Origin of the sequence: Streptomyces sp. NPDC007901 (genome assembly GCF_042959465.1) — a bacterium.
Lineage (GTDB): Bacteria > Actinomycetota > Actinomycetes > Streptomycetales > Streptomycetaceae > Streptomyces.
This window is the reverse complement of the sequence record NZ_JBIBKW010000004.1, coordinates 231,505-250,033: the sequence shown is the minus strand read 5'-3', so window position 1 is coordinate 250,033 and position 18,529 is coordinate 231,505. Positions and strand designations below refer to the sequence as shown.

Below are 18,529 nucleotides of genomic sequence, written 5' to 3'. Positions count from 1 at the left end.
TGGTGCAAACCGGCCTGCCGCCGATGGACCGAAGTCCAAAGGGGCCGTCAGCGCCGTCAGCGTGGGGTGGTCTGTTCGCTCAACACGAGGTCGCCGAACTCCTCCGCGAGCGCCAGCGCAACCTGAAGGTGCATCCGCCGGACCTTGATCTCCCGGCCCCGCAGCTGCTCGGCCCGCTGGATGCGGTACGCAACCGTGTTACGCGCGACGTGCAGCAGCTCAGCCGTCGTGTTCAGGCTTCGTTCCGTGTCCAGGTAGCACTTGAGGGTGGTGCGCAGGGTGGTGGCAGGCTCCCCGGATCCGGCGAGTCCACCCAATTCACGGTGCACGAACCGGCGCGCCTCATCGAGATGCGTGCTGAGCATGGCGATCACGTCGAGTTCGGCGTAGTCGAACAGCCACCGGTCGGTGCGGGACAGCATCCCGACCCGGACGGCATCGAGGGCCTGACCGTGACTGAACGCGAACCCCTCGGCGCCGGACTCGGGCAGCCCGGCCGCTACCCGAATCCCGCACCGGGGCGTGCCCGTCGACGTCGGCGGCGTCACCGAGGCACCGTGGACACTGGACCCCCACGCCCACACCCGTTGCCGTCCGACAGGCAGGATCAAGGTGCCCGTCGCTCCGCCCGCCCGCAGCAGCTGCTCGGCGCGCTCTGCCAACCGGCCGGGATCGGCCTGTTCGAGGTCGTCAGTCCACACCACCAAGGCGGTGTGCCGGCGGGTGAGGTCGTAGCCCAGGACGCGGTGCGCATGATCGGCAGCGACTGGCTTTCCGTCGAGGATGTCCTGCACCAGCTCCATGCGCACGGCGGCCGAACTGGTCACCCAGGCGGCATGCGCCCGGGAGAACTCGCGAGTCATCTCGGCGGACAGCTGGTTGACGATCGCGAACAGCACCTCCGAGACATGCGCCACCGCCGCGAACCGGTCGGAGGCAGGCAGGTGTCGTTCGGCCTCGGCCAGGAGCACCCTTACGGCGTAGGCATGTCCGAGCTGGACGCTTTGCAACAGGTGCTCGACACCGACTCCCCGGCCCACAGCCTCCACAGCGCCCGTGAGTGCTTCCGCCGGAGGCTCCGGCGTGACCTCGGTGTTCTCGGCCAGCGCAGCCACGATGCTCAACGCGACGGCCTCACATCCCTTCCGCAGCTCCTGCACGAGGCCGTCCACGCCAAGCTGCGGGATCTGCGTGGTCACGTGATCAGTCATGCCCTGGGCAAGTTCGACGGCCCAGGCCACCGGATCCGCGCCGACCCGGTCGACAAGCCGGTTGACCTGGGCCGAGGGCAGAACCGACCGGGACAGCACACTCCGGCCGCGCGGCGCGAGCTCACGAATCCATCCGCCCATGTTGTCCACTGGCCCGCGCCACCTCCGTCCGGGACCGAAGCGCAGCGACCAGTCCGTGCCGCCGAGCGCACCCTCAGTCATCAAGTACAGCAGACACCAGACATGAAGCGCTCCGGGTCTGATGGAGGCTCGATTCCCACCGCCGCCCGCTCAGCAGGAGCCAGGCGCAGACGAAGCCGGACCCGAGCCTGGCACTCACGAGAAAGCGCTGGTGGACGAGCGGGCCGACGGTCGTCATGGCAAACGTCTCGGCTGTGACGTCGTCGCGCAGGCGCCCCCGTCGACGGCTTGTTTCACATCGCGATCCGGTCCGGTGGGACCGGCGGACGACCGGCAGCGCGGCGCACTGACTGACCGTCTCCTCGCTCAAGATCACCGTGGTCGTAACGCGCGGGGACTTCCGCTTGACACGGCCACCACATCGGTAACAGTGTCGCGCGAGCGTGCTCGGCCCAGGCCGCGGGCATCTCAGCCGGAGCCGACTCATCCGCGATGGGCTGGTGCGGCGGGGCGGTCGGCGGCCGCCGCCTGCGCTCGGGTTATCTCGCGGGCCTGGGCGACCCGCCGCTTCTTTCCGGCCTTCTTCTTGGCCTGGCTGGGCCATTGGTCGACGGGGGTGACCGAGCCGAGGATCTCGAGCAGATGTTCCAAGAGTTCGCTCTCGGAGTGGATCCTGATGTTGTTTGCTTTCACGCGTGTCAGGAGGGCGTCGGCGGTCTTGTCCGAGAACGCGGGGATCTCACCTTCGGGCGGCAGCCCTCGCCAGCGCAGGATGTGCCAGGTCTCGTGGTCGGCAGGGTCCTGGAAGAACACCTGCCTGCGGTCCCTTCGGTCACTGCGGACTACCCACGTGCCCGCGTGTTTGCCGCCTCGAGCGGAAGGGTGCAGGAAGCGCGGCTCGTCGAGGACCGGGTGGTGATACCAATGCCCGAGGATCTTCACTCCCCGTCGCGGATGGATCTTCACGTGGTGCTTGCGTAGAACCTTGTAGTAGAAGCTCGGTTCGGGAAAGTCCAGGTCGAAGCCGCCCTGTTCCATGGCCGCGGCGAACAGGGTGTTGGGGCTGTGGTCCTCACCCGGTGCCCAGCTGGGGGCGTATTCGCCTAATTTGCGGTTCTGCCAGATCTGGACGATCCAGGTGGCGATGATGTGCTCGGCCTGCGCGAGCGTGAGGCTCGCGTCGCGTTCGGGGTCGGCCCCGCGGTCCGCGACGTCGCCGCCGGTGAAACCCAGCAGGTGCTCGAAGAGCATGGTCTGGATGGTGAGGAACTGGCGCTCGACCGCGTACTTGTCGGTCTGCCGCAGGACGCGAGCAGGCAGGATCCGGCAGCCGATCTCCCTTTCGGCTTCTACCAGGTGGTGGTTCTTGTAGGGGCCGCCGTGGTCGGTGGTGACCGTCTCCGGGGCGAAGAACGGCAGCGCGGCGACCCGGTGCCCGGTGAACTCGGCGATCACCTCTGCCGGGACCCCTGCGTAGGGCCATTCCATGTCCTCGCCCCAGCCGTCCCGCATCGGAAGCGGCAGCATCACGTCCCGCAGCAGCATCGCGATGTCGACCGAGGTGTCGGACTGGAGTGTGAGCCTGAAGGCCGGCAGTCCGTGCGTGTAGAGATCGAGTGCGAGGGTCAGTGTCGAGTTGATCGCGTCGCCGAACACGGTCTCGCGCAGCTTGACCGGCATGGGGGTCGAGTCCAGCACCAGAACCTGGCCCGGGCGGTGGACAACCATCCGGCCGGAGACACCGGCCTCCGCCGCGGCTTCGGCCGTCCGTCCGTAACGCGGTCGGGCTCCGTCGGGCGCGAACCACTCCTTCCAGACGGCCGCGAACGTCCAGCGGGAAGGGATCTTCTCGGTGGGAAACGTCGGGAACCGCTCACTCATGTACCGGTGCATCAACCGGTACTTGGCCGCCTGGCTCAGGCGGGCGCGTGGGCCGCACTCGGCCTTGACCGCGAAGATCGCCTCCCGGACCTCCTCCGTGATGCTGCGGTGCCCGCTGCGTCGCCGTGTCCAGCGCCCGTCCGCGCAGGCCAGCAAGAGACTCTCGCCCGCTAGTCCGGACAGACGTACGAGCGTCCGGTAGCTGAGGTGCTGTAGACCGCACCGGACCGCTTCCGGACGGGGCATAGCCTCCATCTCCGCAGCCTTCGTGTACCGACGCTGGGTCGGCGTCGTGCGGTCAGGGTCGTAGGCCGGCCGGGGCTCACCCTGCAGGGCCCGAGCCGGGTGGCCCTCCCGGAACCCCGTCTCGGCTTCCAGCACGTGCGCAGCACGCAGCCGGGCCTGCTCCAACTGGTCCCTGGTCAGGTCGGCGAGTGTCCTCGGCTGCCGGGCGACCGGCGGCGGGCGCCTCGATTCGACTGCGGGAAGAAGCTGCAGGTCAGCATGGTTGATGAGCCAGCGGAACGAGCGGGTCTCCGCGCGGCCGTCGTCATCGACGAGGGCGAGTCGGCCGAGCTGGGCGTGGACGTCTTCGATCGTCCACTCGACGCCATTGAGCGCGATCCGCCTGCCCGCCGCGATCTGCAAGAACCCCCTCGCTGCCATCACACCGCCCAGATCAGTGAGCTGTTGCGCAAGGGACTGCCCAGGTCAATGCCGAGCTCGCGTTGCCGGAGCAGCCGGACGATGTTCGCCCGGCCAACGGAAGGCACGCTGGTCGCGTCCGCGAGTTCTGAGAATGGCATCACTCGCCTGTCCTTGCCGCCGATAGCGGTGAGCAACTGGTCCCGCATGCCCAGCAGATCCCTCGTCGGTCGGCGGCGCGAGGACAGGTGATCAAGGACGCTCCAGACATGCGGGCGCCAACCCGCGACCACCGAATACCGCCACCCGCAGGCCGCTGCCACCTCCCTGGACGCCGAGAACTTCAGCGCGTCGGCATCCTTGACCAGATCAATCGGGCGGACGTCCAGCGGCCACATCCCTCCACCGAACACGGCCAGGTGGTCCGGGATGTGCCAGGACTGCCCGCCGACGTGCTCAAAGTCCAGCCGGAACGGCTGCGACAGCACCTCCGATGCGCCCAGGAAGTCCAACGCGACCAGCAGCCGCATTTCCTTCAGCGACTCAAAGCCATGCTTCCCGCCCGTTGACGTCATCATCTCGAGTCCGGGGCGATGTCCCTGCTTCGCCCGCCACGTGAACCCTCGCATCGGCCGGGACAACAGCACCGGCACGTGAGCCATATCCCGGATCGGCCAGCAGACATCGTCGGCGCCTATCCGCCACGTCGAGCTCCACCGACGAGTCCAGTCGTCCCGAGACGCAGTCGATCCCGGAACCTGGCGTCCCCGTCGTACGCCGTGACAAGCTGGTCCAGATGACTTGAATCCGACGGGATCTTCGCTCGCCCTGCCTCGTCCATTCATCCATGGAAGCACCACGCGACCGGTGATCGGGGCGTTTCTTGTGTACTGCCCGCAACACAGTGTGACGGCCCCAAGATTTGCCAACTTGCGTGCCCCGTGTGCCAACTAAAATTCTCGGTCACAGCGGGGAACGGCGCCGGCGTCACCGCATACATTGCATAAAAGTGCAGCGGAACGTATAGTCATGCCATCTGGAGGAGGATGGACATGGCGGTACGTGCGGCGGTGGCCGGAGCGAGCGGATACGCGGGCGGAGAGGTCCTGCGGCTGCTCCTCGCGCACCCCGAGGTCGAGATCGGCACCCTGACCGGCAACTCCAACGCGGGCCAGCGCCTCGGCGCGCTCCAGCCGCACCTGCTGCCGCTGGCCGACCGCGTGCTCGCGGAGACGACCCCCGAGACCCTCGCCGGGCACGACGTCGTCTTCCTCGCGCTGCCCCACGGCCAGTCCGCCGCCGTCGCCGAGCAGCTCGGCCCGGAGGTCCTCGTCGTCGACATGGGCGCCGACTTCCGCCTGCAGGACCCGGCCGACTGGGAGCGCTTCTACGGATCCCCGCACGCCGGCACCTGGCCCTACGGCCTCCCCGAACTGCCGGGTGCCCGCGCCGCGCTGGAGGGGTCCAAGCGCATCGCGGTACCCGGTTGCTACCCCACCGCCGTCTCCCTCGCCCTGTACCCGGCCTACGCCGCGCAGCTCGCCGAGCCCGAGGCGCTGATCGTCGCCGCCTCCGGCACCTCCGGCGCGGGCAAGGCGCCCAAGCCGCACCTGCTGGGCAGCGAGGTCATGGGCTCCATGACGCCGTACGGCGTCGGCGGCGGCCACCGGCACACCCCGGAGATGATCCAGAACCTGAGCGCGGCGGCAGGGGAGCGGGTCGCCGTCTCCTTCACGCCGACGCTCGCGCCGATGTCCAGGGGCATCCTCGCCACCTGCAGCGCCGCGGCGAAGGACGGCGTGGGCGCCGAGTCCGTCCGCGCCGCCTACGAGAAGGCCTACGCCGACGAGCCCTTCGTCCACCTGCTCCCCGAGGGCCAGTGGCCCGCCACGGCGTCCGTCCACGGTTCCAACGCCGTTCAGGTGCAGGTCGCGTTCGACGAGGCCGTCGGCCGCATCATCGCGATCAGCGCCATCGACAACCTGACCAAGGGCACCGCCGGCGGTGCCGTCCAGAGCATGAACCTCGCCCTGGGTCTCGCCGAGACCACCGGGCTGACCACGATCGGAGTTGCGCCGTGAGCGTGACGGCAGCGAAGGGATTCACGGCGGCGGGCATCGCCGCCGGGATCAAGGAGAACGGCAACCCGGACCTGGCCCTCGTGGTCAACACCGGGCCCCGCCGCGCCGCCGCGGGCGTCTTCACCTCCAACCGTGTGAAGGCCGCGCCGGTGCTCTGGTCCGAGCAGGTGCTCAAGAGCGGCCAGGTCTCGGCCGTCGTCCTCAACTCCGGCGGCGCCAACGCCTGTACGGGTCCCAAGGGCTTCCAGGACACCCACGCGACCGCCGAGAAGGTCGCCGAGGTGCTCGGGCGCGGCGCCATCGAGGTCGCGGTCTGCTCGACCGGTCTGATCGGCGTGCTGCTGCCCATGGACAAGCTGCTGCCGGGTGTGGAGACCGCCGCCGCGCAGCTGTCCGAGCACGGCGGCGAGAAGGCCGCCATCGCCATCAAGACCACCGACACCGTGCACAAGACCTCCGTCGCCACGAAGGACGGCTGGACCGTCGGCGGCATGGCCAAGGGCGCGGGCATGCTCGCCCCCGGCCTCGCCACCATGCTGGTCGTGCTCACCACGGACGCGGTCGTCGGGAGCGAGGACCTGGACAAGGCGCTGCGGGCCGCGACCCGTACCACCTTCGACCGCGTCGACTCCGACGGCTGCATGTCCACCAACGACACCGTGCTGCTGCTCGCCTCCGGTTCGGCCGACGTCACCCCGGAGTACGCGGAGTTCGCCGAGGCCGTCCGCGCCGTCTGCGACGACCTCGGCCAGCAGCTGATCCGGGACGCCGAGGGCGCCAGCAAGGACATCAAGGTCGAGGTGGTCAACGCCGCCTCCGAGGACGACGCCGTCGAGGTGGGCCGGTCCATCGCCCGCAACAACCTCCTCAAGTGCGCCATCCACGGCGAGGACCCCAACTGGGGCCGCGTGCTCTCCGCGATCGGCACCACCAAGGCCGCCTTCGACCCCGACCAGCTCAACGTCGCCATCAACGGCGTCTGGGTGTGCAAGAACGGCGGGGTGGGCGAGGACCGCGAGAAGGTCGACATGCGCTACCGCGAGGTGCACATCGTCGCCGACCTCGCCGCGGGCGCCGAGACCGCGACGATCTGGACCAACGACCTGACCGCCGACTACGTCCACGAGAACAGCGCTTATTCGTCATGAGCACTACGCGTAAGCACACCGCGCTGCCCAAGGCGCAGACCCTCATCGAGGCGCTGCCCTGGCTGGTCCGTCACAACGGCAGGACCGTCGTGATCAAGTTCGGCGGCAACGCCATGATCGACGAGGACCTGAAGGCCGCCTTCGCCAAGGACGTCGTCTTCCTGCACCACGCCGGCCTCAAGCCGGTCGTCGTGCACGGCGGCGGCCCGCAGATCAGCGCCGCCCTCGACAGGCACGGCATCGTCAGCGAGTTCAAGGCCGGGCTGCGGGTCACCACCGAGGACGCCATGGACGTCGTACGGATGGTGCTCGCCGGGCAGGTCCAGCGCGAGCTGGTCAACCTGCTCAACCAGCACGGGCCGCTCGCCGTCGGACTGACCGGCGAGGACGCCCACACCATCACCGCGACCAAGCACCGGCCCACGATCGACGGCGAGTTGATCGACATCGGGCGGGTCGGCGAGATCACCGCGATCGACACGGGCGCGATCGAGGCCCTGCTCGCCGACGGCCGGATCCCGGTCGTCTCCTCCATCGCCCGCAGTCAGGACGACGGACATGTCTACAACGTCAATGCTGATACGGCGGCTGCGGCACTCGCTGCTGCTCTGGGCGCCGAAACCCTCATGGTCCTCACCGACGTCGAGGGCCTCTACGAGGACTGGCCGAACTCCGACGAGGTGATCAGCCGTCTCACCGCTTCCCAACTGGAGAAGCTGCTGCCGGAGTTGAGCGCCGGCATGGTGCCGAAGATGGAGGGCTGCCTGCACGCCGTGCGCAACGGCGTGCAGACCGCCCGGGTCATCGACGGCCGGGTCCAGCACTCGATCCTGTTGGAGATCTTCACGGACGAAGGCATCGGCACGATGGTCGTGCCGGACGCGGAGGGGGACTCATGAGCAATCAGGAACTGACCACGCGCTGGCAGGGCGCGCTCATGAACAACTACGGCACCCCGCGCCTGCCCCTCGTCCGCGGCGAGGGCCTCAAGGTCTGGGACACCGACGGCCGGGAGTACCTCGACTTCGTCGGCGGCATCGCCACCAACGCGCTCGGCCACGCCCACCCGGCGATCGTCGAGGCCGTGAGCAGCCAGATCGCCTCCCTCGGCCACATCTCCAACTTCTTCATGGCCGAGCCCACCGTCGCCCTCGCCGAGCGGCTGATCCAGCTCTTCGGCCGGGAGGGCAGGGTCTTCTTCTGCAACTCGGGCGCCGAGGCCAACGAGGCCGCCTTCAAGATCGGCCGGCTGACCGGGCGGACCCACATGGTCGCCACCGAGGGCGGCTTCCACGGCCGGACGATGGGCGCCCTCGCGCTCACCGGCCAGCCCGCCAAGCAGGACCCGTTCCGCCCCCTGCCCCCCGACGTCACCCACGTGCCCTACGGCGACGCGCAGGCCCTGGCCGCCGCGGTCACCGAGGACACCGCCCTGGTGATCATCGAGCCGGTCCAGGGCGAGAACGGTGTCGTCGTACCCCCGCCCGGCTACCTCAAGGCGGCCCGCGCGATCACCGCCGCCACCGGCGCGCTGCTCGTCCTCGACGAGGTGCAGACCGGCACCGGCCGCACCGGCACCTGGTTCGCCTACCAGGCCCACGAGGGCGTACTGCCCGATGTCGTCACCCTCGCCAAGCAGCTCGGCGGCGGTCTGCCGCTCGGCGCGACCGTGGCCTTCGGCCGGGCCGCCGAACTGCTCCAGCCCGGCCACCACGGCACCACCTTCGGCGGCAACCCGGTCGCCTGCGCCGCAGGCCTCGCCGTCCTCGACACCATCGAGAACGAGGGGTTGCTGGAGAACGTCAAGCGGCAGAGCGAGAGGTTGCGGGACGGGATCGAGGGTCTCGGCCACGGGTTGATCGATTATGTCCGGGGTGCGGGCCTCCTCCTGGGTATCGTGCTCACCGAGCCCCTGGCGGCGCAGGTCCAGCAGGCGGCTCAGGAGGCCGGGTTCCTGGTGAACGCGCCCGCTCCCGACGTCGTACGGCTGATGCCCCCGCTGAACCTCCGCGACGCCGAGACGGACGCGCTGCTCAGTGCCCTGCCCGGCATCCTCGACGCAGCGAGCGGGGACGGACGATCCGGAGAATGAGACGACGATGAGCCAGGCGCAGGAGTTCGACCAGTCCGGCGGGACGGGGGCTGCGGTGCCGCAGACCCGGACCGCCCGGCACCGCCGGATCGTGGACATTCTCAACCGGCAGCCGGTGCGCTCGCAGAGCCAGCTCGCCAAGCTGCTGGCCGACGACGGGCTCACGGTCACCCAGGCGACGCTCTCCCGGGACCTCGACGAGCTGAACGCGGTGAAGATCCGCAACACCGACGGCGAGCTCATCTACGCGGTCCCGAGCGAGGGCGGCTTCCGCACCCCGCGCGCGCCGCTGGGGGAGTCGGCGAAGGAGGAGCGGATGCGCCGCCTCTCCCAGGAACTCCTGATCTCGGCGGAGGCGTCGGCGAACCTGGTCGTGCTGCGCACCCCGCCCGGCGCCGCCCAGTTCCTCGCCTCGGCGATCGACCAGGCGGAGCTGCACGACATCCTGGGCACCATCGCCGGGGACGACACCCTGCTGCTCATCAGCCGGGAGCCGACCGGCGGGCAGGCCCTCGCGGACCATCTGCTGCGCCTGGCCCAGAACGGCCACTGACCCGCGTGCGGGGCCCGGCCCGCCGACGGAGAATGGGTATGTGATCTTCCGCGGCGGGCGGGAAGGCGGGCGGGCAATCCCCTGGCGGCCGTCGAACGTATACAGAGGTGTGTCGGGTTTCCGGTTCCCCGTCGGCCGCCTCCCGGACGAGGCGCTGCTGTCCGGGCTGGCCACCGGGGATCCGGAGCTCGCCGAGATCTTCGTACGGAGATTCCAGCATCGGGTCTTCGGCGTCGCCATGGCCGTCACCGGCGACCAGCAGCTCGCCGAGGACATCGCCCAGCAGACCTTCGAGCGCGCCTGGCGGCACGCCCAGATCTACGACTCGCGCCGCGGCTCGGTCGCCACCTGGCTGACCACCATCGCGCACAACCTCGCCGTCGACGCCGTCCGCGCCCGGCGGACGGAACCGATGGCACCCGAGGACCTCGACCCGCTGCTCGACGCCGTCACCGAGACCCCCGAGCGGTGGGCCCTGGCCGAGGAGGCCTCCTCCCAGCTCCGGACCGCACTGGCACGGCTGCCCAGGGAGCAGGCCAGGGCCCTGATGATGGCCGGCATCTACGGCATGACGGCCCAGCAGATCGCCGAGGCGGAGCAGATCCCGCTGGGCACCGCGAAGACCCGGATCCGAGCGGCGATGGCGAAACTCCGCACCGCACTCACGTCTCCGAAGCGGGGCGACCATGTCCAGTGACGCGCACTGCGAGAAGCTGCGGGAGGTCGGCGCCGAGCTGGCGCTGGGCGTCCTGCCCGGCCGTGAGCGGGCCGAGGCCGTCGCCCACCTGGACGGATGCGCGGACTGCCGGGAGTACGTCCGGCAACTGACCGGGATCGGCGACCGGTTGATCGGCCTGCTGCCGGACGCCGAACCCCCGCCCGGCTTCGAGACCCGGGTGGCGCGCAGCCTGGTCCAGCAGGCGGCCGGGACCGAAGGACAGCGGCCCGCCCGCACCGCCCCGCGCGACTGGCGCGGTCCCGCCCGGCGGGCCCGGCTGCGGCTCGCCGCCCTCGCCACCGCCCTCGCCGTCGCGGTCGGCTTCGCCGGCTGGGCGATCGGCACCGCCGTGGAGGGGGCCGTCACCGCCTCGTCGCCCGCCGGCGAGTCCGAGCCCGTGCTGGTCGGGGACATGATCCCGGCCGGGGGCGGACAGCCCGTCGGCGAGGTCTACGCCCACCCCGGCAGCCCCGCCTGGATCTTCATGTCCGTCGCCCTCACCGGCACCCCCTACAACGGCAGGGCCACCTGCCTCCTGGAACGCGCCGACGGCAGCACCACCCGCGTCGGCGACTTCCCGCTGCGCGACGGACGCGGCAACTGGGGCGTCGCCGTCCCCGTCGACCTCACCCGCTACAGCGGCGCCCGCCTGGCCGCCGCCGACGGCACCGTCCTCGCCACCGCCCAGCTGCAGAAGGGCAAGGTGGTGACCCCGGAGGGGTGAGCCGCCCGGGGCGGCGGGGGAGCGGCGTCGCTCAGGACAGCACCGCGCCCGCGTTCAGCCGGTGCAGCCGGGCGTACGGCCCCTCGCGCCCGAGCAGGTCCGCGTGCGCGCCGTCCTCGACGACCCGGCCGTGGTCGAGCACCACGATCCGGGTGGCGTCGCGGACGGTCAGCAGGTTGTGGGAGATGACGACCGTCGTCCGCCCGGCCATCAGCCGGCGCAGCGGATCCATGATCCGCCGCCCCGAGCGGACGTCGAGCCCGGTGGTCGGCTCGTCCAGCAGGAGCACCGGCGCGTCCCGGATCATCGCCCGCGCGATCGCCAGCCGCTGGCACTGTCCCCCGGAGAGCGTCCGGCCGCGCTGGCCGACCAGCGTGTCGTAGCCCTCTGGGAGCCGCTCGACGAACTCGTGCGCGTCCGCGGCACGCGCCGCCGCGACGATCTCCGCCTCCGTGGCCGCCGGCCGCCCGTAGGCGATGTTCTCCCGCACGGTGCCGTGGAAGACGAGCGTCTCCTGGAGCACCACCGCGACGTTCTCCCGCACGTCGGAGAGGGCCAGCTCGCGCAGATCGGTCCCGTCCAGGCGGACCGCGCCCCGGTCGGGGTCGTAGAACCGCAACTGGAGCTTCGCCACCGTGGACTTGCCCGCCCCGCTCGCCCCGACCAGCGCCAGCCTCTCCCCGGGCGCCACCCGGAAGGACACGTCCGACAGCGCCCAGGCCGCCGTACCGGGATAGCGGAACCACACCCCGTCGAACTCCACGGCGCCGCGCGCCCGCCGGATCCGCCGCGCCCCCGCCGCCTCGGTCACCTGGGGCCGCTGGTCGAGCAGTTCGATGATCCGTTCCGCCGAGGCGGAGGCCGCGTAGAAGGTGGTGCCGAGCCCGGACAGACCGTGCACCGGGCTGTACAGCTTGCCGATCAGCGCGAGGAACACCAGCAGACCGCCGAGGCTCAGCTGGCCCTGGGCCAGCTTCCAGGTGCCCAGACCCAGCACCGCGAGACCGCCCGCGACCTCGATGAACTCCACGACCGGCCCGTACACGGCCCGGATCCGCGCCGAGGCCATCGCCGCCCGGAACCTGCCGAGGCTCTCCTGTTCGAACCGGCGTGCCTCCCAGCCCTGCCGGTTGTACGCCTGCACCAGTGCCACGTTGCCGAGCGACTCCTCGGCGATCGCACTGAGCGAGCCGCTGCGCCGCCTGCGCTCCCGCGAGACCTCCTTGACCAGCCGCGAGAAGTGCCGGGCGGAGCCCCAGAACAACGGGACGACGAGGAGGGAGAGCAGAGTCAGGTCCCGGCTCAGGGAGAACAGCAGGCCGAGGAAGACGCCGAGGCGGATCACGTAGTAGAGGGCGTCGGCGACCCCGGACAACAGGAAGGCCTCCACCGCGTCGACATCGCCCGTGACCCGGGACAGCACGTCCCCGAGCCGCCGCCGCTCGAAGAAGCCGAGCGAGAGCCCCTGGACATGCCGGAACACGTCGGAGCGCAGCGCGAGCAGGAAGTGTTCGCCGACCCAGGTGGAGGTCACGTCGTCGGCGTAGCGGAGTCCGCCGGAGCAGACGACGAGGCCCAGATAGGCGGGCGCGATCCATACGAAGGGCCGCAGCTCCCGGGTGACGAGGACGTCATCGACGACGATCTTGAAGAGCCAGAGTTCGGCGGCGTCGACGGCGGGGGAGGTCAGGCTCAGCAGGACGAGCGGCACGAGCCAGCGGCGGCCGCCGCGGGTGTACGGCCAGAACCGGCGGAACACCTCGCGCGGCGACACGGGGGGTGCGGCCGCGACCACGGCGTCAGGACGGAGCGGGCCGGCTCCCCCGGGGGTCGGCCCGCTCGGCCTTCCGATGCGGTCAGTAGCGGCCGTGTCCGTGGCCGTGGTGGTCGCCGTGGTCATGACGGTGGTCGTCGTGGTCGTGACGGTGGCCGTGGTGGTCGTCGTGGTCGCCGTGTCCGTGGCCGTGGTGGTGGTCGTCGTGGTCATGACGGTGGTCGGCCGGCATGAGGTTGCTGAAGATGGCCATGTCGTTCCTCCTGAAACTTGCTTCACAGGGGGTACGGCCGAGGAGGGAGTTTGGATGGCCTTCTGCGGGATGAATCGGAAAAACTTCGCGTTCTGGGTCGGGTGTGGGCGAGTGGGGGCTGGTCGCGCCCACGCGGCGGAGCCGCACACCGATACAGCCCCGCGCCCCTGACGGGGCACGTCGTAGCTGCGGGCATGCGTGCCTCCCCCAGTGCCTCAAGGGCCTGGGAGGTGCCCGCATGGGGCGGCACGGGTGGGCGATGGGGAGGCACCCTGCCGGCGCCGGTAGGCGAAACCCCGCCCTCAGCCCAGACGCGCGGCCAAGCCTCCAGTGCACCGCACCTCGTCCCCAGCCGTGATCAGCAACCCCTCCACCCCCGGCAGCGACTCCAGCCAGGACAGCCCCTCCCGCGACCCCATCGCGAACGCCGCCGTGGCCCAGCAGTCCACCCACGTGAGGCGTGGACCCACCACCGTCACCGCCACCAGGTCCGTGACCGCCGACTTCCCCGTGCGGGGGTCGACGATGTGGGCGCCCCGCTCGGCCGTGCCCGACGTGGCCACCGCCAGTTCCGCAACGCCCGCCGCCGAGATGACCGCGGCCAGTCCGCCCGGCCGCAGCGGATCGGCGATGCCGACTCGCCAGGCGCGGGTCGGCTCGGGCGCGCCGTACATCTGGACGTCGCCGCCGCCGTTGACGCTGACGCCGGTGACCCCGGGCAGCAGGGAGAGCGACCGTGCCGCCCGCTCGGCGGACCAGCCCTTCACGATCCCGGTGGGGTCGAGCCGGCCCCGGTAGCGCGTGCTGAACCAGCCGTCGCTCACCCGCTCCGCCTCGGCGGCCAGCTCCAGCACCTCGGCCACCTCGGGATCGCAGGCGTCGACCCCGATCTCCTCCCGCGCCAGCTGGGACACCTGGCTGTCCTCGCGGTAGGTGCTGAACACCTCGTCGACCCGGTGCAGCCCGGCGACCGCCTCGTCGAGGGCCGCCCGTACCGCGTCCGGATCCCCGCCGCGGACGTCAAAGGAGAAGACAGTCCCCATGACCTCTTCCGCATGACGTACCGCGGCGGGAGCTTCCGCGGACTCCGCCACGGCCTCAGCCACCGGCCTGGTCCAGCGCCGACTGCAGGGACTGCTTGTAGCCGGTGCTGGTGTAGGTCGCTCCGGAGACGGAGTCGATGGTGGCGTTGCCGGCCGCCACCGCCTCCTGGTTGAGCTTCGGGACGGACAGCGCGGTCTTCTGGTCGCTGGTGCCGCCGCTGGGCGCCTGCACGGCCTCGGCCTTGGTGATCTTCCCGCCAGAGACCGTGATGCGGACCTGGACCGGCCCGTACTGGGTCTGCGCGACCTGTCCGGTCAGCACCTTGGCCTGCGCCTGCGCGGACCCGGAGGAGGAGCCTGAGGACCCGGAGGAGGACGAGGAGCCGGACGGCGAGGACGCGGCCGCCTCCTTCATCTTGTCCAGCGCCGACTGCAGGGACTGCTTGTAGCCGGTGCTGGTGTAGGTCGCCCCGGAGACGGAGTCGATGTTCGCGCTCTGCGCCGCCACCGTCTCCTTGTTGAGCTGGGGCACCGACAGCGCGGTCTTCTGGTCGCTGGTGCCGCCCTTGGGCGCCTGGACCGCCTCGGCCTGGGTGATCTTGCCGTTGGCCACGGTCAGCCGGACCTGCACGACCCCGTACTGCGTCTGGGTCGCGTCGCCGGTGACCGTCGTGGCCCCGGCGGCCCCGGTGCCGCCCTGCGGCGACTCCTGCCCGGCCGCCGCGGCCGACGGGGCCGCGCCCGCCGCCGACGCGGACGTGGGGTCCGACGACGGCTTCAGCGACAGCAGCAGCACGACGGCGGACACGGTTCCCGCGGTGGCCAGCACCACACGCCTGAGGGGGTGACTCTTCCTCATCGTTCCAGAACTCCCGATTCCCCTGGATTCCCGTCGCTCACATCTCGAACGACTCGTGATGGATGCGGCGGGCGGGAACCCCCGCGCCGCGCAGCGCTTCGTACACTCCCTGCGCGAACCCGGGCGGGCCGCACATGAAGACGTCGTGGTTGTCGATGTCCGGGATCTTCCGCTGGAGGTTCTCCGCGGAGATGTCGGGACGCTCGCCCTCCGGGCTGTTGACCGCGTACATCAGCCGCGCCCCGCGCTCGTTGGCGATCTTCGCGAGCTCGTCCCAGAGGGCCAGGTCCTGCGTGGTGTTGGCCCGGTAGAGCAGGGTCAGGTCGCCCGCGGCGCCGGGCAGCGTCTCGAACAGCGCCCGCATGGGCGTGATCCCCACGCCGCCCGCCACCAGCAGGACCTTGCCGCGGCTGCGCCGGGACGCGGTCATCGCCCCGTACGGCCCTTCGGCCCACACCTTGGTCCCGGGCCGTAGTTCGCGCAGCCGCGCGCTGTGGTCGCCGATCGCCTTGACGGTGATCCGCAACATGTCGGGGCGGGGGGCCGCCGACAGGGAGTACGGGTGCGAGCTGAACCGCATCCCGGGCGCCAGGAACCGCCAGCGGAAGAACTGGCCGGCCTCCGCGCCCATCCGGTGCAGCTTGCGCCCGCCGATCAGCACCGACACGATGCCCGGCGTCTCCTCGATGACCGCCTCGACCCGCATCCGGTGCCGCAGGTTCAGCCGGATCGGGGTGAGGATCCGGTACCAGACCACCAGCGCGGTGACGGCGCCGTACAACCCGTACCAGAAGGTCTTGGCGATCGGGGTGAGCGCGAAGTCGTTGCCGGTGGTGATCTGGTGCCAGAACGTCAGGAACACCGCCGCGTACGTCAGCAGGTGCACGTGGTACCAGGTGTCGTACGGCAGCCTGCGGCGGACCGGGCCGATCGAGGTCAGGCCGATGACCACGAACAGACCGGTGCCGATGGCCGCCTTGCCCATGTCGGGCAGCTGGTTCACGGAGTCGATGGTCTGCTGGACGATGTCGTTCAGCGTCTTGCCGGCCTGCAGCGCGTACCCCCACATGATGAGGAACACGTGCGCGAAGACCAGGCAGAGGGTGTAGCGGCCGCTCATCGCGTGCCAGCGGGCGACGCGGTCGGAGCCGACCCGGCGCTCCAGCGCGGGCACCCGGGCCATCTGCAGCACGACGAGTGCCATCAGATAGCCGGCCAGCAGGCCCGTGATACGGCCCGCGTTGAGGATCTTGCCGTTCTGGTCGGCGATGGACGGGGTGTTGTGCCACCACAGCCAGAGCACGGCCGCTGCGCCCGCCCATACGGCGAGCAGCAGCGGGACGGCCGGGGAGCGGCGCGGGCGGATGCGGCGCATCGTCTGGCGGCGGGCGGCACGTCCGCCTGCGAGTGTGGTGGTCACGGTTCCTCCGTGGGGACTTGACCCTTGGCCCACAGATACGTGCCGCACAGCCTGAGCGTTCAGAGACCCGCGGAGTCCAGTGCCGACTGGAGTGACTGCTGGTAACCCTGGCTGGTGTAGGTGGCCCCGGAGACGGTGTCGATGCTCGCGCTCTGCGCCGCCAGCGCCTCGCTGCGCAGCTGCGGCAGGGCGTAGCTGTTGATCTCCTGGTCCCGGGGGTTGTCCTGCGGGTACTGGACGGCCGTCACGTCCGTGATCTTGCCGCTCTTGATGGTCACCCGCACCTGCACCGGACCCCAGCGGGTCTGCACGGTGTCCCCGGTGACGGTCTTGGTACCGGTGCTCTTGGTGCTTCCGCCGGTGCCGCTCGACGCCTCCGGTGCGGCGCTCGCGCTGCTGGACGGCGCCGGGGCCACCGAGTCCGTGACCACGGTCGGGCCGGTGTGCGGCTTCAGCGCCAGCAGCAGCACGATCCCGGAGACGGTCGTGGCACTCGCCAGCAGGACGCGGCGCAGCGGACGGTTCTTGTTCAGTGCGTGCACAACGGGGCCCTCACAGCTCGAACGACTCGTGGTGGATACGGCGGTCCGGCACCCCGGCGGCCCGCAGCGCGCCGTACAGCTCCTGGGCGAAGCCGTGCGGGCCGCAGATGTACACGTCGTGCCCGGCGAGGCCGGGGAAGGTCGCCCGCAGCGCGTCTGCCGAGAGGTCGGGGCGCTCGCCGCGCGGCCCGTTGAGGGCGTACAGCACCCGGGCCCCGCGCCAGCGCGCTATCGCCTCCAGCTCGCCGCCGAGCGCCAGGTCCTCGGCGGTACGGGCCCGGTAGAGCAGCGTGACCTCGCCGGGCAGGGTCTCGAAGAGGGCCCGCAGCGGGGTGACCCCGACACCGGCCGCGATCAGCAGCGAGCGGTGGCTGGTGGCCTTGTCGGCGGTGAGCGAGCCGTAGGGGCCCTCCGCCCACACCCGGGTGCCGGGCCGTAGCAGCGACACGGCCGCGCTGTGGTCACCGAGCGCCTTGACCGTGATCCGCAGCAGATCGCCACGCGGCGGCGCCGACAGGGAGTACGGCGTCGACGTCCAGCCCATCCCGTCGCCGCCGAAGAACCGCCAGCGGAAGAACTGCCCGGCGCGCGCGCCCAGTTCGCCGATCCGCCGCCCGCGCACCACGACCGAGTACACGCCCGGCGCCTCCTGCTGCACGGAGTCCACCCGCAGCCGGTGCCGCAGGTTGAGCCGTACCGGAGCCAGCACCCGGAACCACAGCACGAGGGCCGCGACCCCCAGGTACAGCGCGTACCAGAAGGCGGTGGCGACCGGCTTGCCGTTGAGGTCGTTGCCGAGCGCCAGTTGGTGGCCGAAGGCGAGGAAGACCGCCGCGTAGGTCAGGAGGTGGACGTAGTACCAGAACTCGTAGCCGGTACGACGGCGCACCGCGCGCACCGAGGTGACGCCCACCGCGAAGAGGATCAGCGTGCCGGCGGTGGCCTTGAGCATCTCCGGGTAGTGCAGGACGACGTCGACCGTCTCGTGGACGAGCGAGGCGTGGTCCTGGGCCGCGTACCCGGAGAGGATCAGCACGACGTGCGCGACCAGCAGGCAGACCGTGTACCGCCCGGCCATCGCGTGCCACCGCGCGACCCGGTCGGAGCCGACCCGGACCTCCAGCAGCGGCACCCGGGCCATCAGGCCGACCAGCACCGCACAGGAGTACCCGCACAGCAGCCCCGCGATCCGCCCGGCCCCGGTCAGCCAGCCCGCCGCGCCGACGACCGAGCCGGTGTCCGACCACCACAGCAGGAGCACCGCCGCCGCGCCGGCCCACAGCACGGCGAGCACGGCACCCGCGGGGGAGCGGGGCGTGGGCACGGCGGGCACGGCGGGGGCCGTACGCCGTTCGTCCACGGTCGTCATGAGTCGCGTCCTTTCTCCGTCCGGTGCCGCCACTGTGCAGCCCGAACTTCTGAGCGACCTCTCAGTGGCCGCCGG

General features: G+C 71.0%; 17 protein-coding genes. 7 read left to right on the top strand and 10 right to left on the bottom strand.

Annotated elements, in window-relative coordinates:
* Window positions 1-56: 56 nt before the first annotated feature.
* From ACFZDK_RS15805 to ACFZDK_RS15795, 3 genes are all read right to left on the bottom strand, one after another.
* Window positions 57-1,352 (bottom strand): helix-turn-helix domain-containing protein, encoded by a 1,296-nt coding sequence (locus ACFZDK_RS15805; protein WP_390973411.1) that lies wholly within the window; start codon window positions 1,350-1,352, stop codon window positions 57-59.
* A 483-nt stretch (window positions 1,353-1,835) separates the two neighbouring features.
* Window positions 1,836-3,881: a transposase gene (locus ACFZDK_RS15800; protein WP_390972857.1), complete on the bottom strand. Its 2,046-nt coding sequence runs from the start codon at window positions 3,879-3,881 to the stop codon at window positions 1,836-1,838.
* 17 nt (window positions 3,882-3,898) lie between these two features.
* On the bottom strand, window positions 3,899-4,540 hold the full coding sequence (locus ACFZDK_RS15795; RefSeq protein ID WP_390972855.1) for a hypothetical protein: 642 nt from the start codon (window positions 4,538-4,540) through the stop codon (window positions 3,899-3,901).
* 390 nt (window positions 4,541-4,930) lie between these two features.
* Between ACFZDK_RS15795 and argC the strand changes: the two genes are divergently transcribed.
* The 7 genes from argC to ACFZDK_RS15760 all read left to right on the top strand — a co-directional run bounded on the left by argC (window position 4,931) and on the right by ACFZDK_RS15760 (window position 11,194).
* Complete coding sequence (argC, locus tag ACFZDK_RS15790; protein ID WP_390972854.1) at window positions 4,931-5,959, top strand: N-acetyl-gamma-glutamyl-phosphate reductase; 1,029 nt, start codon at window positions 4,931-4,933, stop codon at window positions 5,957-5,959.
* Window positions 5,956-7,107 (top strand): bifunctional glutamate N-acetyltransferase/amino-acid acetyltransferase ArgJ, encoded by a 1,152-nt coding sequence (argJ, locus tag ACFZDK_RS15785; protein WP_390972852.1) that lies wholly within the window; start codon window positions 5,956-5,958, stop codon window positions 7,105-7,107. The genes argC and argJ overlap by 4 nt, the downstream gene beginning before the upstream one ends.
* On the top strand, window positions 7,104-8,006 hold the full coding sequence (gene argB, locus ACFZDK_RS15780) for an acetylglutamate kinase (RefSeq protein ID WP_390972850.1): 903 nt from the start codon (window positions 7,104-7,106) through the stop codon (window positions 8,004-8,006). The genes argJ and argB overlap by 4 nt, the downstream gene beginning before the upstream one ends.
* Window positions 8,003-9,199 carry an acetylornithine transaminase gene (locus tag ACFZDK_RS15775; RefSeq protein ID WP_390972848.1) on the top strand — a complete coding sequence of 399 codons (1,197 nt, stop codon included), beginning with the start codon at window positions 8,003-8,005 and terminating at the stop codon, window positions 9,197-9,199. Before argB ends, ACFZDK_RS15775 begins: the two co-directional genes overlap by 4 nt.
* A 7-nt stretch (window positions 9,200-9,206) precedes the next feature.
* Window positions 9,207-9,752 carry an arginine repressor gene (locus ACFZDK_RS15770; RefSeq protein WP_123978432.1) on the top strand — a complete coding sequence of 182 codons (546 nt, stop codon included), beginning with the start codon at window positions 9,207-9,209 and terminating at the stop codon, window positions 9,750-9,752.
* A 109-nt stretch (window positions 9,753-9,861) separates the two neighbouring features.
* A complete protein-coding gene (locus tag ACFZDK_RS15765) occupies window positions 9,862-10,449 on the top strand; it encodes a sigma-70 family RNA polymerase sigma factor (RefSeq protein ID WP_355710981.1) in 588 nt (195 codons plus the stop codon).
* The gene (locus ACFZDK_RS15760) at window positions 10,439-11,194 is read left to right on the top strand and encodes a zf-HC2 domain-containing protein (protein ID WP_390972846.1); all 756 of its coding nucleotides are present in this window, start codon (window positions 10,439-10,441) and stop codon (window positions 11,192-11,194) included. Before ACFZDK_RS15765 ends, ACFZDK_RS15760 begins: the two co-directional genes overlap by 11 nt.
* Before the next feature lie 31 nt (window positions 11,195-11,225).
* Here the strand turns inward: ACFZDK_RS15760 and ACFZDK_RS15755 are convergent, their stop codons facing one another.
* The 7 genes from ACFZDK_RS15755 to ACFZDK_RS15725 form a co-directional block, all read right to left on the bottom strand.
* Window positions 11,226-13,094: an ABC transporter transmembrane domain-containing protein gene (locus ACFZDK_RS15755; protein ID WP_390972844.1), complete on the bottom strand. Its 1,869-nt coding sequence runs from the start codon at window positions 13,092-13,094 to the stop codon at window positions 11,226-11,228.
* Entirely contained in the window at window positions 13,051-13,221 is a 171-nt protein-coding gene (locus tag ACFZDK_RS15750; RefSeq protein WP_390972842.1) for a hypothetical protein, read from the bottom strand. The genes ACFZDK_RS15755 and ACFZDK_RS15750 overlap by 44 nt, the downstream gene beginning before the upstream one ends.
* 302 nt (window positions 13,222-13,523) lie before the next feature.
* Window positions 13,524-14,264 carry an FAD:protein FMN transferase gene (locus tag ACFZDK_RS15745; protein WP_390972840.1) on the bottom strand — a complete coding sequence of 247 codons (741 nt, stop codon included), beginning with the start codon at window positions 14,262-14,264 and terminating at the stop codon, window positions 13,524-13,526.
* Window positions 14,265-14,319: 55 nt separating this feature from the next.
* A complete protein-coding gene (locus tag ACFZDK_RS15740) occupies window positions 14,320-15,123 on the bottom strand; it encodes an FMN-binding protein (protein WP_390972838.1) in 804 nt (267 codons plus the stop codon).
* 37 nt (window positions 15,124-15,160) lie between these two features.
* Entirely contained in the window at window positions 15,161-16,543 is a 1,383-nt protein-coding gene (locus ACFZDK_RS15735; protein ID WP_390972836.1) for a ferric reductase-like transmembrane domain-containing protein, read from the bottom strand.
* A 59-nt stretch (window positions 16,544-16,602) separates the two neighbouring features.
* Window positions 16,603-17,085, bottom strand: a complete 483-nt coding sequence (locus tag ACFZDK_RS15730) for an FMN-binding protein (RefSeq protein WP_390972834.1) — start codon at window positions 17,083-17,085, stop codon at window positions 16,603-16,605.
* Window positions 17,086-17,095: 10 nt separating this feature from the next.
* Window positions 17,096-18,454: a ferric reductase-like transmembrane domain-containing protein gene (locus tag ACFZDK_RS15725; protein ID WP_390972832.1), complete on the bottom strand. Its 1,359-nt coding sequence runs from the start codon at window positions 18,452-18,454 to the stop codon at window positions 17,096-17,098.
* Window positions 18,455-18,529: the final 75 nt, after the last annotated feature.

Coding starts and splice junctions, on each gene's coding strand:
- ACFZDK_RS15805 (WP_390973411.1), bottom strand. CDS start 1,352: ATGGGCGGATGGATTCGTGAGCTCGCGCCGCGCGGCCGGAGTGTGCTG.
- ACFZDK_RS15795 (WP_390972855.1), bottom strand. CDS start 4,540: ATGGCTCACGTGCCGGTGCTGTTGTCCCGGCCGATGCGAGGGTTCACG.
- argC (WP_390972854.1), top strand. CDS start 4,931: ATGGCGGTACGTGCGGCGGTGGCCGGAGCGAGCGGATACGCGGGCGGA.
- argB (WP_390972850.1), top strand. CDS start 7,104: ATGAGCACTACGCGTAAGCACACCGCGCTGCCCAAGGCGCAGACCCTC.
- ACFZDK_RS15775 (WP_390972848.1), top strand. CDS start 8,003: ATGAGCAATCAGGAACTGACCACGCGCTGGCAGGGCGCGCTCATGAAC.
- ACFZDK_RS15770 (WP_123978432.1), top strand. CDS start 9,207: ATGAGCCAGGCGCAGGAGTTCGACCAGTCCGGCGGGACGGGGGCTGCG.
- ACFZDK_RS15760 (WP_390972846.1), top strand. CDS start 10,439: ATGTCCAGTGACGCGCACTGCGAGAAGCTGCGGGAGGTCGGCGCCGAG.
- ACFZDK_RS15755 (WP_390972844.1), bottom strand. CDS start 13,094: ATGACCACGGCGACCACCACGGCCACGGACACGGCCGCTACTGACCGC.
- ACFZDK_RS15750 (WP_390972842.1), bottom strand. CDS start 13,221: ATGGCCATCTTCAGCAACCTCATGCCGGCCGACCACCGTCATGACCAC.
- ACFZDK_RS15745 (WP_390972840.1), bottom strand. CDS start 14,264: ATGGGGACTGTCTTCTCCTTTGACGTCCGCGGCGGGGATCCGGACGCG.
- ACFZDK_RS15740 (WP_390972838.1), bottom strand. CDS start 15,123: ATGAGGAAGAGTCACCCCCTCAGGCGTGTGGTGCTGGCCACCGCGGGA.
- ACFZDK_RS15725 (WP_390972832.1), bottom strand. CDS start 18,454: ATGACGACCGTGGACGAACGGCGTACGGCCCCCGCCGTGCCCGCCGTG.